Source organism: Streptomyces sp. RB17 (assembly GCF_009604455.1).
Lineage (GTDB): Bacteria > Actinomycetota > Actinomycetes > Streptomycetales > Streptomycetaceae > Streptomyces.
In genome coordinates this window covers 22,812-35,964 of the sequence record NZ_WEGL01000005.1, presented here as the reverse complement: position 1 = coordinate 35,964, position 13,153 = coordinate 22,812, and the positions used below count along the sequence as shown (strand labels likewise).

General features: G+C 73.2%; 13 protein-coding genes and 1 pseudogene. 7 read left to right on the top strand and 7 right to left on the bottom strand.

What is annotated here, in order from left to right:
* Positions 1 to 54: 54 nt before the first annotated feature.
* Positions 55 to 1,119 (bottom strand): glycoside hydrolase family 32 protein, encoded by a 1,065-nt coding sequence (locus SRB17_RS21820; protein ID WP_416237074.1) that lies wholly within the window; start codon positions 1,117 to 1,119, stop codon positions 55 to 57.
* A gap of 55 nt (positions 1,120 to 1,174) precedes the next feature.
* Here SRB17_RS21820 and SRB17_RS21815 point away from each other — a divergent pair, with 55 nt between their 5' ends.
* Positions 1,175 to 2,005, top strand: coding sequence for an aldo/keto reductase (locus SRB17_RS21815; RefSeq protein ID WP_323376063.1), 831 nt, complete (start codon positions 1,175 to 1,177; stop codon positions 2,003 to 2,005).
* A 15-nt stretch (positions 2,006 to 2,020) separates the two neighbouring features.
* Here the strand turns inward: SRB17_RS21815 and SRB17_RS21810 are convergent, their stop codons facing one another.
* Positions 2,021 to 2,896 (bottom strand): helix-turn-helix domain-containing protein, encoded by an 876-nt coding sequence (locus SRB17_RS21810; protein WP_153541395.1) that lies wholly within the window; start codon positions 2,894 to 2,896, stop codon positions 2,021 to 2,023.
* A gap of 158 nt (positions 2,897 to 3,054) precedes the next feature.
* On the opposite strand from SRB17_RS21810, the gene SRB17_RS21805 reads away from it, so the two are divergent.
* From SRB17_RS21805 to ligD, 3 genes are read left to right on the top strand one after another with little or no spacing between them, the layout of a single operon-like run.
* Complete coding sequence (locus SRB17_RS21805; protein WP_153541393.1) at positions 3,055 to 3,918, top strand: oxidoreductase; 864 nt, start codon at positions 3,055 to 3,057, stop codon at positions 3,916 to 3,918.
* A gap of 57 nt (positions 3,919 to 3,975) precedes the next feature.
* On the top strand, positions 3,976 to 4,584 hold the full coding sequence (locus tag SRB17_RS21800; protein ID WP_323376062.1) for a DNA polymerase ligase N-terminal domain-containing protein: 609 nt from the start codon (positions 3,976 to 3,978) through the stop codon (positions 4,582 to 4,584).
* A gap of 6 nt (positions 4,585 to 4,590) precedes the next feature.
* A complete protein-coding gene (gene ligD, locus SRB17_RS21795; protein ID WP_323376061.1) occupies positions 4,591 to 5,601 on the top strand; it encodes a non-homologous end-joining DNA ligase in 1,011 nt (336 codons plus the stop codon).
* A 75-nt stretch (positions 5,602 to 5,676) separates the two neighbouring features.
* Here the strand turns inward: ligD and SRB17_RS21790 are convergent, their stop codons facing one another.
* The 4 genes from SRB17_RS21790 to SRB17_RS21775 all read right to left on the bottom strand — a co-directional run bounded on the left by SRB17_RS21790 (position 5,677) and on the right by SRB17_RS21775 (position 9,560).
* Positions 5,677 to 8,025 (bottom strand): SpoIIE family protein phosphatase, encoded by a 2,349-nt coding sequence (locus tag SRB17_RS21790; RefSeq protein WP_153541391.1) that lies wholly within the window; start codon positions 8,023 to 8,025, stop codon positions 5,677 to 5,679.
* Between the two features lie 76 nt (positions 8,026 to 8,101).
* Entirely contained in the window at positions 8,102 to 8,569 is a 468-nt protein-coding gene (locus SRB17_RS21785) for a peroxiredoxin (protein ID WP_153541389.1), read from the bottom strand.
* Positions 8,566 to 8,946: a hypothetical protein gene (locus tag SRB17_RS21780; RefSeq protein WP_323376060.1), complete on the bottom strand. Its 381-nt coding sequence runs from the start codon at positions 8,944 to 8,946 to the stop codon at positions 8,566 to 8,568. Before SRB17_RS21780 ends, SRB17_RS21785 begins: the two co-directional genes overlap by 4 nt.
* An 89-nt stretch (positions 8,947 to 9,035) precedes the next feature.
* Positions 9,036 to 9,560, bottom strand: coding sequence for a MarR family winged helix-turn-helix transcriptional regulator (locus SRB17_RS21775; RefSeq protein WP_153541387.1), 525 nt, complete (start codon positions 9,558 to 9,560; stop codon positions 9,036 to 9,038).
* A 174-nt stretch (positions 9,561 to 9,734) separates the two neighbouring features.
* Here SRB17_RS21775 and SRB17_RS21770 point away from each other — a divergent pair, with 174 nt between their 5' ends.
* The 3 genes from SRB17_RS21770 to SRB17_RS21760 all read left to right on the top strand — a co-directional run bounded on the left by SRB17_RS21770 (position 9,735) and on the right by SRB17_RS21760 (position 11,899).
* Positions 9,735 to 10,025, top strand: coding sequence for a putative quinol monooxygenase (locus SRB17_RS21770; RefSeq protein WP_153541385.1), 291 nt, complete (start codon positions 9,735 to 9,737; stop codon positions 10,023 to 10,025).
* A 244-nt stretch (positions 10,026 to 10,269) separates the two neighbouring features.
* Entirely contained in the window at positions 10,270 to 10,887 is a 618-nt protein-coding gene (locus tag SRB17_RS46470; RefSeq protein ID WP_228396193.1) for an SH3 domain-containing protein, read from the top strand.
* Positions 10,888 to 11,074: 187 nt separating this feature from the next.
* A complete protein-coding gene (locus SRB17_RS21760) occupies positions 11,075 to 11,899 on the top strand; it encodes an XRE family transcriptional regulator (protein ID WP_153541383.1) in 825 nt (274 codons plus the stop codon).
* 958 nt (positions 11,900 to 12,857) lie between these two features.
* On the opposite strand, the pseudogene SRB17_RS46465 reads toward SRB17_RS21760, so the two are convergent.
* Positions 12,858 to 13,107, bottom strand: a pseudogene (locus SRB17_RS46465) (catechol 2,3-dioxygenase); the annotation flags it as partial.
* Positions 13,108 to 13,153: the final 46 nt, after the last annotated feature.

The window sequence follows — 13,153 nt, the reverse complement described above, 5'->3', positions numbered from 1 at the left end:
CGCTCCCGTGCTCGTCCGAACCGGCTCCACCGAAGATCGTGACACCCCGGGTCCTCACACGGCGAACTCCCGGATGACCGTGTTCCGGAACACCGCCGTACCGCCGGCCGCGAAGAGGGCCGGCCGGTCGTCCACCAGGTACGGGAACACCTCGCTGGAGTGCACGTACCGGCCGTCGTCCACGAACATCTCGACGGAGGTGCGGTTCACCAGGATGCGCAGCCTCACCCGGCCGGCGCCCGGGTCGAAGGGCGTGCGGCTCCCCTGCCGGTTGCCGCTGGTGTCGGGGCCCACGGTGCCGCGCCGGTCGAGGAAGGCGTAGTCGCTCCAGACGCCGGCGTCGATGTGCCGCCCACCGTCGGGTGAGCGGCGCAACTGCACGCCTGCTCCGGTGAGTCGGGACCAGGTGATCTCCGTCGTCAGCTCGTGGGAGATGCCGGTGTCGTCGAGGAGGCGGGTGCCCTCGACGGTCAGGTCGCCGAGGTTCACCGTGCGGGAGACGTGGGAGTCGAGCGCGGGGACGGGACGGGAGGCCGGGTAGTAGGCGCCGGGGGCGGACCTCCTGAGAGTGATCTCGCGGACGATCGAGTCGGTGCCGTTGAAGCCGTCCGCGTCGATCGTGGGTGTGGTGTGGGCGTAGGCCCAGTTGTTGAGCCGGCCGAGGGCGTAGCGCGCCGCCGGATCCGGTGAGCCGTCCGTCTGCCGCTTCTCGAAGGTGACCGCCGCGTACCAGTCCCAGCCGTGGTCGAGCCACTGCGGGTCGGCGGAGTCGGCGGTGAACGAACTGCCGTCGAAGGAACCGGTCCAGTAGGCGTACGTGCCCGGCTGCCCGGACCCCGTGCCGTCCGCGCTCGCTCCCAGCACCCACTTCGCCGTCCCGTCGTCGGCGGTGATCCGGAACAGGTCGGGGCATTCGAGCACGCCGATGCCGTCCTTGACGAAACCGCCCGCGTACGTCCAGGACTTGAGGTCGGCCGAGTGGTGGAAGCCGATCGTGTTGCGTTCGCCGGCGAGTCGCGCGACATCCCGTGAGGTGGGCCGTCCGCCACCTGTGCCGTTGCTGTCCGCGCCGCCAGCCATGCCGCCCGCTGCCGTCTCCCCACCGGTCCGGTTGATCACCGCTCACCCTGTCCGTGAGGCTGGGAGGACGACACAGTCGAGGGAAGGTCCCATCGTGAACGGCATTCCGGCGCACACGCTCAATGACGGTACGACGATCCCCGCCATCGGCCTGGGCACGTGGCCGCTGGACGACACGGCCGCCGAGCGGGCCGTACGCTCCGCGCTCGGCCTGGGCTACCGGCTGGTGGACACCGCGACGAACTACCGCAACGAGACCGGTGTCGGGCGGGCCGTAGCGGGCAGCGGCGTGCCCCGTGCGGAGGTGGTCGTGACCACCAAGCTGCCCGGCCGGCACCACGGCTACGAGGAGACGCTCGCGTCCTTCGAGGAATCCCGGCGGCGGCTCGGCCTGGAGTACGTGGACCTGTATCTGATCCACTGGCCCAACCCCCGGGTCGGCAAGTACGTCGACTCCTGGAAGGCGATGATCAAGCTGCGTGAGGACGGGCTGGTCCGCTCGATCGGAGTCTCGAACTTCACGCCGGAACACATCACGCGGCTGGAGAAGGAGACCGGGGTGCTGCCTTCGGTGAACCAGATCGAGCTGCACCCGCTGTTCCCGCAGGAGGAGCTGCGCGGCTTCCACGCGGACAAGGGCATCGTCACCGAGAGCTGGAGCCCGCTGGGCCGGGGCAGCGATCTGCTGGACGATCCGGCGGTCGCCGAGGTCGCCGCGGCGCACGGCGTGACCCCGGCGCAGGCGCTGCTGCGCTGGCACCTCCAGATCGGCGCGCTGCCCGTCCCGAAGTCGGCCGACCCGGGCCGGCAGCGCGCCAACCTGGACGTCTTCGGTTTCGAGCTGGACTCCGACCAACTGGCGGCGATCGGCCGGCGCGCTCCACGCCGGCTCGGCGGGGACCCGGAGCGGCACGAGGAGTTCTGAGCCGACGAGGAGACCCTACTGCTCCTCGATCCGTTCCTGCGCACCGCCGGGCCGGGCACGGTCACCGGTCGGCGCGGCGAGGCTGCCGAGGATGTCCAGCAGTTCGGCACTGCGGCTGCCGGGCTCGGCGTGGAAGACGACCAGGGTGAGTCCGTCGGTGCCGTCCACGGACAGCTTGTCCGACTGCAGATCGAGGTCGCCGACCTGCGGATGGGTCAGCCGGCTCACCCGGCCGCGGCGGGGCCGTACCTCGTGCCTCGCCCACAGGGTGCGGAAGCGTTCGCTGCGCAGGGACAGCTCGCCGACCAGGTCGCGCAGCCGCGGGTCGTCCGCGTCCGCCCCGGCCTCGGAGCGCAGGACGGCCACGCCCTCCTCGGTGAGGTCCTCCCAGTCCCGGCGCAGCTCGCGCTCGGCCGGGTCGAGGAAGACGGCCCGCAGGAGGTTGACGCCGGGCCGGTAGTTCGGGGTGAGCGCGGTGGCGAGGGCGTTGGCGGCGAGGCAGTCGGTGCAGCGGTTCTGGACGTAGGCGGGGTTGCGCGGCCAGCCGTCGATGAGCTGCAACAGGCTCGCCGGGACCTGCTGGGTGCGGCGCCCGGACCGTACGCCGGAGCTCGGCCGGTCCCGGGCGAGGCCGACGAGGTGGGCGGTGGCGTCGGCGTCGAGCCGCAGCACGCCGGCGATGGCCTCAAGGACCTGCACGGACGGGTTGCGGTCCCGTCCCTGCTCCAGCCGCAGGTAGTAGTCGGAGCTGATGCCGGCCAGCATCGCGACCTCCTCGCGGCGCAGCCCCGGCACCCGGCGCAGCCCGCCGCCGGGCAGCCCCACGTCCTCGGGGCGCACCAGCGCCCGGCGGGCGCGCAGGAACTCGCCGAGCGCGTTCGTCCGGTCCATGGCCCCACCGTACGGCGGCCCGGCCGGCGGTGACTGGCCCTGTCACTCCCAGGATCGACGGGGTACTGCACCGACGGGCGCGCGGGGCGCAGGGTGGAGAGCGAGGCCGTCGGCAGGTCCGGTGGCCCGGACATCGCGAGCACCATGAGAGGTACGACATGACTGCACAGCTCGGCGGCACCCTGACCCCGGCCGACGGCCTGACCCTGACGCGCGTCGGCTACGGCGCGATGCAGCTGGCCGGGCCGCACGTCTTCGGTCCGCCGAAGGACCGTGAGCGGGCCGTGGCGGTGCTCCGTGCGGTGGTGGAGGCGGGCATCACGCACATCGACACCGCCGACTTCTACGGGCCGGTGGTCGTCAACGACCTCATCCGGGAGGCGCTGCACCCCTACCCCGAGGAGCTGCACATCGTCACCAAGGTCGGCGCCCGCCGCGGAGCCGACGGCAGCTGGGTCCTGTCCCGGCACCCGGAGGACCTGAAGGCGCAGGTGTACGACAACCTGCGGAACCTGGGTGTGGAGTCGCTGGATGTCGTCAATCTGCGGGTGGGTGACGTGGACGCCCCGAACGACGATTCCCTGGCCGAGCAGTTCGGCGCGCTGGCCGAGCTGCGTGAGCGGGGGCTGATCCGGCACCTGGGGCTGAGCACGGTGACCGCGGCCCAGCTGGACGAGGCGCTGGCGATCGCGCCCGTGGTGACCGTGCAGAACCTGTACAACCTGGCCAACCGGCAGGACGACGCCCTCGTGGAACGGACGGCGGCCAAGAACATCGCCTTCGTGCCGTACTTCCCGCTCGGCGGCTTCAGCCCGCTGCAGTCCGAGACGCTGGCGAAGGTCGCCGCCCGGCTGGGGGTCTCGGCGCAGCAGGTGGCGCTGGCCTGGCTGCTGCGCCGGTCGCCGAACATCGCGCTCATCCCGGGCACCTCCTCTCCGGAGCACCTGCGGGAGAACATCGCCGCCGCGTCGCTGGTGCTGCCGGACGACGCGGTCGCCGAGCTGGACGGCATCGCGGGCTGAACGTCCCCGGTCCGGGGTACTCGGGGGCGTGAGGCCGGCGCAGGGAAGGAGCCGCAGGTGGCAGCGGAGGACCGGCTGCGGACGTACCGCGGCAGGCGCGACTTCGAGCGGACCCGCGAGCCGTCGGGGCGGGAGCTCCGGGCCGGGGGTGACGAGCCGCATTTCGTGGTGCAGATCCACGACGCGAGCCGGATGCACTTCGACTTCCGGCTCCAGGTGGACGACGTCCTGAAGTCGTGGTCGATCCCGAAGGGCCCGTCCACGGATCCCGGGGACAAGCGGATGGCCGTGCCCACCGAGGACCATCCGCTGGACTACGAGGAGTTCGAGGGAGTGATCCCGGAGGGTGAGTACGGCGGCGGGACCGTGATCGTCTGGGACAACGGCACGTACGAGCCGCTCAGCCACGACCGCAAGGGGCGCCCGGTGGACTTCGCGGAGTCGCTGGAGCGCGGGCACGCCACCTTCCGGCTGCACGGCAGCAAACTGCACGGCGAGTACGCCCTGACCCGCTTCCGGGGGGAACAGGGTGAGCAGGAGGCCTGGCTGCTGGTGCGCAAGGGGTCGGCGCGGTCGGCCGGGCACGGCACACCGGATCCCCGGCGGGCCCGCTCGGTGCGCACCGGACGCACCCTCGCGCAGGTCGCGGCCGACGGCGAGGAGTGAGGTGCCGTGCCGGCGCTGCAGGACAGGCTGCCGGCCGACCTGCGGGAGCTGCTGCGCCCGGCCGGGCCGGGCGCGGAGCTCGCGGCGGCACCGATGCCGGCCACGCTCAGCGACCGGCGGGACTTCGGCGAGGGCTGGCTGTTCGAGCGGAAGCTGGACGGTGTCCGGCTGCTGGCGGTGCGCGAGGGCGACCGGGTACGGCTGCTGTCGCGCACGGGACAGCGGCTGAACGACACCTACCCGGAGATCGTGGAGGCTCTCGAGGCGCAGGAGTGCGCGGACTTCACGGTGGACGGCGAGGTCGTCGCGTTCAGCGGCGGCCGTACCGACTTCGCGCGGCTGCAGCGGAGGCTGGGGCTGACCCGGCGCCCGGACATCGAGGCGTCCGGGGTCGCGGTGACGTACTACCTCTTCGACCTGCTGCGCCTGGAGGGCGCCGACACCCGTCAACTCCCCTTGCGTGTCCGCAAGTCGCTGCTGCGGCGGGCGCTGGCCTTCCGCGCCCCGCTGCGGCTGACCCCGCATCGCAACGCGGGCGGGGCCGCGTTGCTGGCGGAGGCCTGCGGCCGGGGCTGGGAGGGACTGATCGCCAAGCGGGCCGACGGGCCGTACCGGACGCGCCGGTCCCCGGACTGGCTGAAGCTCAAGTGCGCGCAGGGGCAGGAGTTCGTGATCGGCGGCTTCACCGAACCGGCGGGCAGCCGCGTCGGGTTGGGGGCGCTGCTGCTCGGCCATTACGACGGTGACCGGCTGCGGTACGCCGGCAAGGTGGGCACCGGTTTCGACCGGCGGACGCTGCTGGAGCTGCGCGAGCGGCTGGACGGGCTGCGCCGGGACACTTCGCCCTTCACCGGCGCCGTACGCGAGGCCCGCGCCCGCTGGGTGAAGCCCGAGCTGGTCGCGCAGATCGCCTTCACCGAGTGGACACGGGACGGCATGCTGCGCCATCCCCGCTTCCTGGGACTGCGCGAGGACAAACGGGCACGGGACGTGGTCCGCGAGCGCGCGGCGGCCTGACACCCGCGATCACGTACGCATACGGATCACCGGGTTCCGCCCTGTTCTCGGAGGACGGGCTGCCCGTTCCGATGATCAGTGCCCCATGGACGCGAAGGTGCCGGGCAGCGCCTGCTCGGCCCAGATCGTCTTGCCCCGGCCCGTCTGCCGGCTCCCCCAGCGCTGGGTGAGCTGGGCGACCAGCAGCAGTCCGCGGCCGCCCTCGTCGTAGGCGTGGGCCCGGCGCAGATGAGGTGAGGTGGAACTGGCGTCGGAGACCTCGCAGATGAGCGCGCGGTCACGGATCAGCCGCAGCTGGATGGGCGGTTCGCCGTAGCGGATGGCGTTGGTGACGAGTTCACTGACGACGAGTTCGGTGATGAAGGCGGCCTCGTCCAGTCCCCAGACGGCCAGTTGCTCGACGGCCACCTGCCGGAGGACGGCGACCTCGGCGGGGTCGGGGGGCACGTCCCAGGTGGCGACCCGGTCGGCGCCGAGAGCGCGGGTGCGCACCAGCAGCAGGGCGACGTCGTCGGCGGGCTGGTCGGGCAGGACGGCCTTCAGGACGTCGTCGCACAGGGTCTCCAGGGACCTGGCGGGGACACCGAGGGCCCGGCGCAGTTCCTCGGTGGCCCCGTCGACATCCCGGTCGCGGTCCTCGACCAGGCCGTCGGTGTAGAGCGCGACGACGGAGCCCTCGGGAAGCTCCAGCTCCGTCGCCTCGAACGGCAGTCCGCCGACGCCGAGGGGCGGTCCGGCGCTCATGGGCACGGTCCGGGCGGTGCCGCCCGGCAGGACGACGGCCGGGGCCGGGTGGCCGGCGGCGGCGAGGCCGAGCCGCCGGGAGACGGGGTCGTACACGGCGTACAGGCAGGTGGCGCCGAGTTCGGCGACCTCCTCACGGCAGCCCTCGGCGGCGAGGTGGGTGACCAGGTCGTCCAGGTGCGTGAGGAGTTCGTCGGGCGGCAGGTCGACGTCGGCGAGGGTGCGGACGGCCGTCCGCAGCCGGCCCATGGTGGCCGAGGACTGGATGCCGTGGCCGACCACGTCGCCGACGACCAGGCCGACCCGGCCGCCGGAGAGCGGGATGACGTCGAACCAGTCGCCGCCGATACCGGCCAGCGATCCGCAGGGCAGATACCGGTGGGCCACCTCGAGCGCCGCCTGTGGAGGCAGTCCGCTCGGCAGCAGGCTGTGCTGGAGGGCGAGGGCGGTGCTGCGTTCGCGGGCGAAACGGTGGGCGTTGTCGATGCACACGGCGGCCCGGCTGCCGAGTTCCTCGGCGAAGACGGCGTCGTCGGGGCCGTATGCGTCGGGGTGGGCCATACGGACGCAGACCGCGACGCCCAGGGTGGTGCCGCGCGCCCTCAGGGGCACGGCGATCAGGGAGTGGGCGCCCTGCCGGTACGGGCGGCCCTGCGGTGAGCGCGCGTTGCGCTCGGCGATCCACTCGACGAACTCGGGCTCGTCGGCCTGGCTGAGCACCGCGTGGCCGTCGCGCAGGGCGCGGGCGGGCGGGGAGTCCGGCGGGTAGACGTCGGTCTCGCCGAGGGGGACGGCCGCGAAGGGGTCGCCCTCGTGGCTGGAGCCGTGGGCGATGCGGTGCAGGACGACACCGCCTTCGGGGATCACCGGTGGCTCGTCCGCGCCGAGCACCCAGTCCAGCAGGTCGACGCCGGCGAAGTCGGCGTAGCGCGGGACGAGGACGTCGACGAGTTCCTCGGCCGTGCGTACGACGTCCAGGGTGGTGCCGATGCGGGTCGACGCCTCGTTCAGCAGGGCCAGGCGGCGCCGGGCCCAGTACTGCTCACTGCTGTCGAAGGCCGCCATGGCGACCCCGGTCAGCTCGCCGGAGCCGGCGCGCAGCGGCCACATCTCGATGCTCCAGAGATGTTCCCGGTTCAGTGCGGGGGCGTCGGCGAAGCTCTCGTAGCGGACGGGCCGGCCGGTCTCGGTGACCTCGCGGAGGTGGCGCAGGAAGCCCACGTTGTACTCGGCTTCGGCCACGGTGTCCGGGAAGAACCGGCCGGTGAGCGCGGCCTCGGGGACGCCCATCACCTTGCAGGCGGCGTCGTTGAGCCGCAGATAGCGCTGCTGCGGGTCGAAGACCGACATCGACATGGAGGCCTGCTCGAAGGCCTCGGCGGCCAGGGTGCCGCCGGGCGGGCAGGCCGTGACGACGAATCCGGTGGGCTCCCCGCCGGCGCCGGTGAGGGGGCAGGCGGTGAGGGCCACGTCGATGCGGTGGCCGTCACGGTGGCGCAGCGCGACGGTGCCGGCCCGCGCGGCGAGCGTGGCGTCCGGGACGTCCCCGGCGAGCAGCCCGGCCGCGGGCCGGCCCACGACGTCATCGGCCGACCGGCCCGTGAGCCGCCGCGCGCCCTCGCTCCACCCGGTCACCGTGCCCAGGGCGTCGATGACCGCCACGGCGGCGCCATGCTTCATATGCCCAAGGATGTTCCGATTGCCTCAGTACATCAAGCGCGGGGGCGTTCCCGCCTCTTCGGCCGGACAGGAGCGTTCAGCTCTGGTGGGCGCGCAGGGCAGCGAGTGCCCGGTCGGCGTGGGTGTTCATGCGCAGTTCGCTGCGGACGATCTCCAGCACCGTCCGGTCCTCGGCGATCACGAAGGTGACCCGCTTGGTGGGGGCGAGGGAAAAACCGCGTCTGACGCCGAACCGCTCGCGGACCGTGCCGTCGGCGTCGGAGAGCAGCGGCATGCCGAGGCCGTGCCGGCCGGCGAACTCCTGCTGCTTGTCGACGGTGTCGCCGCTGATGCCGACGGGCCGGGCCCCGACGGCGGCGAACTCGGCGGCGAGGTCGCGGAAGTGGCAGGCCTCGGCGGTGCAGCCGGGGGTGAGGGCGGCCGGGTAGAAGAAGAGGACCACCGGCCCGTCGGCCAGCAGTTCGGTGAGCCGGCGGGTGGTGCCGGTCTCGTCGGGCAGGGCGAAGTCCTCGGCCCTGGCCCCGATCTCGATGCGTTCCGTCATGACCGTCCCTCCTCGTTCCGGGCGACTCCCCGGGCCCACAGCACCAGCGGCGCCTGCAGCGGCAGCCGCGCGAGGGCGGCCGCCCGCAGCGGCGCGGGCCGGCGGCGCCAGTCCACGGCCATCTGCACGTTCGCCGGGAACACCCCGACGAAGAAGGCCGCGGCCGCCTTCGCGGCGACGGCGCGTGTCCGGGGTGCCGCGATCCCGGCAGCCAGGGCCAGCTCCACGACGCCGCTGCCGTACGTCCATGCCCTGGGCGACCCCGGCAGCGCGCGCGGTACGACCGCGTCGAACGGGCGCGGGGCGGCGAAGTGGGCGACCCCCGCCGCGGCCAGCAGGCCGGCGAGCAGCAGGGGTGAGCGTTCGGACCGTGGCACGGTTCCTCCTCTGATGGCCTGCCGCCGGATATTACTGGACGGTAGGCGCCGAGGTGGCCCGTTGCCGCAGGACGCCGGCCGTCCCGCCGTCACCCTGTGGCGACCGCGCCGTCCGTCTCCCGGCCGGAGTCCTCCTCGGTCGTGTACGCGAGGAAGTCGTCGACCATACGGTGGAACAGGTTCGCCATCTGCCGCAGATCCTCGGGCCGCCAGTCGGCGAGGGCGAGCTGCATGCCCCGGGCTCCTGCCTCGCGGACCCGCTCGACGGCTTCCCGGCCGACGTCGGTCAGCCGGATCCGCTGGGCGCGCCGGTCGTCGGGGTCCGGGACGCGCGTGACGTAACCGGCCTTCTGCAGTTGCTGCACGGTCCGTGTCACATGGGAGGCCTCCACGCCGAGGCGCTGTGCCAGCTCCCCGGGACGCAGCGGTTCGGAGTCGGCGATCTGCCGGAGGAGGGCCACCGCGGCCCGGTCCAGCGGCACCCCGGCCAGCGCCATCAGCCGTTCGTGCTGCCGGGCCCGGGTCCCGAGGTAGGTGATGCGCGTCAGGGCGCGCTCTATCTCGGTGACCTCCGGGGACGCGACGGGCAGGTCGGACAGCGATTCCGTGGGCATATCCGCCACTTTACCAGCTCGTTGCGTAAGTCAAGTAAGTTCCGCGACGGCTCCCGGGCCGTCCACGGTGGGCGGCCGCCCGCGGACATGGCCGCGTGTCGTACGGGCCGTCCCCCGGCGGGTGCGTGCTGCAATCGGCGAGTCCACCCGCCTTTGGAACACCGGAGGAATGCCATGGCCTTCGCCGTCGTCGCCCAGTACCAGTGCGCCCCCGCCGACGCGGACACCGTGCGCGACGCGCTGCGGAAGATGCGGGAACTCGTCCCGTCGTCGGAACCCGCGAACCTCGCCTACGAGGCGCACGAGGTCGTCGACCGGCCGGGGGCGTTCGTGCTGTACGAGCGCTACACGGACCGCGCCGGCTTCGAGGCGCACAAGGAGACGGACCACTTCGCCGAGCTGATCCGGGGAACGGTGTTCCCGCTTCTGAAGGAGCGGACCATCACCTTCACCGAGACGCTGTGACCCGCCGCGGACGACTCGGGCCGGCCTCGGGTGATGCCACCCGGACATGCGCGACGCAGGCCGGGGACGGCGGGACGCCTCCGCGCCGCGGACCGGACGGGCCCCTGTGCCGTGGGCGCCCGTCCCGCGGGACGTCCCGGCCGTCCCGGGGGACGCCGGAACGGCATGGCCACGGCTCGCCACGGAAACCCTGGCTCTCGTGATCACTGCTCGTGGTCACGAGAACGACAGCCGGAGGTTTTCCATGACCCTACGGAGTCTCAAGAGCGGACTGCTGGCCGCGGTCGCGGTGCTCGCGTTCCTGCCCACGGCGGCAGGCGCCACCGCGGCCGACGCCGCCCCCCAGCATCCGGTGCCCGGTGCCGTCGTCCAGTACGACGCCCAGCACCACCGCACCCACCAGCGCGGACACGCCGCCTACCGCTTCCACCACCGCGTCCACCTCCGCAGGCACCACGCGCACCACGCACGCCACGCGTATCGAGTCCACCGCGGCCACCTGTTCACGGCGCAGGGAATGGCATACCGCTTCGTCCCGCGGTCGATGGCCTACCCGCGCGCCACCTGGGCGGTGCCGTACCGCCTGCGGTACCGCCTCGCGGCGCAGTGGGTGTCGTACCGCCACACCTGGGCCGCCACCGGCCGGGTCACCACCCGTTGGGCCCGCCTCAACGTCCGCTCCGGCCCCGGCACCGGCTACCGGGTGATCGGCCACCGGCACACGGGCCGGCACCTGACGCTCGTCTGCAGGACGCACGGCTCCTCTGTGTACGGGAACACCACCTGGTACCGACTCCCGCACCACCGGGGCTACGTCTCGGCTCACTACATCCGCGCCGATCGCGCCCTCCCCTGGTGCTGACGACCCCGCACCACGCCACCGCCTAGCCACCGAAGGCCCGTTCGACGACCCCCGAACGGGCCTTCGGTACACCCACGCCTCACCTTGCTCCTACCTCACCGCGTGTTGCAGGCGCCTTCCTCCCGGGAAGCTATTCCGACAACAGGGGCGAAATCGCCCATAGCGGAAAGGGAGTCGAGGACGCACGATGCGACACCCTCAAGCATCGACCACGCCGGACGAGGCACTGATGGTGGAACTGCGCGAACTGAAGGACCGTACAGGGCTGAGCCTGGCGGCGCTGGCCGCGCGCACCCCGTACAGCAAGTCCGCGTGGCACCGCTATCTGTCCGGCGGCACTCCGCCGCCGAGACCGGCCGTGGAGGCGCTCTGCCGGCTCGCCGGCGCCGATCCCGAGGCCGTACTGGCGCTGTGGGAGGCGGCCGGCACGCCCGCACCCGAGACCGCACCCCAGGCCGCGCCGGAGACCGCACCCGAGGAGCCCGGTCCCCGGCGGCGGCTCCGCCGGCTCGGGCCACGGCTTCCGAGGCGGCTCCCGTCGTGGCTTCCGCTGTCCGTGCTCGTGCTGTTCGGCACGGCGACGGCGGTGGCCGCCGCCGCTGTCGCCCTGTCCGATCGGCCGGGCGCCACGCCCGCGGCACAGACCCTGCCGGGGGTGCCCCGCTGTCACGGCCGGTCCTGTCAGGGCGAGTTGCCCGACCCCTCGCTGTGTGCCCGGGACGCGCGCACCACGACCATGGTCACCGGCCCCGCCTACACCGTTCGGCTGCGCTGGTCACCCGCCTGCGGGACCGCATGGTCACAGGTGCGGGTGCGGTCGCCGAAGGCCCGTGAGGTGTCGGTGCGCGCGGGCCAGAACGTGCTGTCGGCCGGTTATCCGGCGGACGACTCCACCGGGGACAGCAGCCCGATGCTCTCGGTGTCCTCGCCGCGCGGCGTGGAGGCGTGCGCCGAGGTGGCCGGGCAGCTGGCCTGCACGGGCCTGGACGTGGAGCCCGGCGCGCAGGGGTGACATGCGTGCGACGCGTGGGGCGCCGACCCCCGGGCGGGGTGCGGCACCGTGCGCGGGGGTGGTCGGCCGGCGGTGACGAGCTGCTGCCCGGCGCCGCTGTGCTCGGGGCGCCGCGACGAGCACAGGGCGGCGACGCCGATGAACACCATGGACGGCACACCGGCGAGGGCGAAGGCGGTGAACCCCCGGTCACCGTTGCCCGCGGCGAGCAGCTGCCCGCCGAGCCACGGCCCGAAGACGGCGCCGAAGCGGCCCACGCCCGAGGTCCAGCCGACGTCTGTGGCGCGGCCCGCCGGGGCGGACCGGATGGAGACGGTCGCGTAGATCGTCGTCTGGGCACTGTTGAGGAACACGCCGGTGAGGAAGACGACCAGGAAGGTCAGGCAAGCACCACGAAGCTCAGGGCGGAACCGAGGCCAGTCAGTACAGCGGGGACTGCAGCCACTCGCCGCCACGGAACAGGCCCAGCAGGGCGCTCCACCGGCCGGCACCTTCGGGGCGGCCGCGGCGGGGGGTTCGGCCTCGCAGCGGCCGGCGACGCCTCGCGCCTCGGCGGTACGGTCCTTGGCGACCAGGCAGCTCAGCGACTCGGGCATGACCTTGCCGAGCACCGGGACGAAGAGCAGCGGCAGCACGCAGACCCGGAAGGCGGACCGCCAGCCGTACGGCTCCACCAGCCACTTGGCCACGTAGGCGGAGGGGACGCCGCCGGCGCGATGGGCCGACCGCGACCGGGCCGGACAGGGCGCATGTCCCGGAGGCCGGCGAGAACAGGGTGACACGGCCGACCATGAGCTTCTTGCGGCCGATGCGGTCGGCGACCGTGCCGGCGGTGAGCGCGCCCACCAGCATGCCGAAGGTGGCGTAGCCGCCGAGGTCGCCGGCTGGCCCGGGGTGATGCCGAGGACCTTGGTCCGAAGCATGCGTAGTGCGCTCGACGCCAAGAAGCCGCCTCCAACGAGTCAACGGCGAGATCGGCGGTGCGCAGGATGTCCTCGCGGCTGTCGGTCGCGAAGGCGATGTGGTGCAGCAGGCAGGTCGAGGCGGTCCGGTCCTCCGTGTACACGACGTCGTACGACCTGTCGGTGAAGGTCAGCCAGCGGGCCGCGATCCGGCCGCTGTCGAGCCGGATCAGCTCGGGGGGCCGGGCGCCGAGCGACCACGTCGGCCGCGAGGAAGTTGATGTGGTCCAGCCGACGTACGCCGACTCACCCGGCGCCGCCGCCGGTGCCCGGCCTTGCCCGGGTCGGTCGC

Excerpts from the sequence above, each read along its gene's own strand:
- SRB17_RS21810 (WP_153541395.1), bottom strand. The coding sequence starts at position 2,896 with ATGGACCGGACGAACGCGCTCGGCGAGTTCCTGCGCGCCCGCCGGGCG.
- SRB17_RS21775 (WP_153541387.1), bottom strand. The coding sequence starts at position 9,560 with ATGCCCACGGAATCGCTGTCCGACCTGCCCGTCGCGTCCCCGGAGGTC.
- SRB17_RS21785 (WP_153541389.1), bottom strand. The coding sequence starts at position 8,569 with ATGACGGAACGCATCGAGATCGGGGCCAGGGCCGAGGACTTCGCCCTG.
- SRB17_RS21790 (WP_153541391.1), bottom strand. The coding sequence starts at position 8,025 with ATGAAGCATGGCGCCGCCGTGGCGGTCATCGACGCCCTGGGCACGGTG.
- SRB17_RS21760 (WP_153541383.1), top strand. The coding sequence starts at position 11,075 with ATGCGACACCCTCAAGCATCGACCACGCCGGACGAGGCACTGATGGTG.
- SRB17_RS46470 (WP_228396193.1), top strand. The coding sequence starts at position 10,270 with ATGACCCTACGGAGTCTCAAGAGCGGACTGCTGGCCGCGGTCGCGGTG.
- SRB17_RS21770 (WP_153541385.1), top strand. The coding sequence starts at position 9,735 with ATGGCCTTCGCCGTCGTCGCCCAGTACCAGTGCGCCCCCGCCGACGCG.
- SRB17_RS21805 (WP_153541393.1), top strand. The coding sequence starts at position 3,055 with ATGACTGCACAGCTCGGCGGCACCCTGACCCCGGCCGACGGCCTGACC.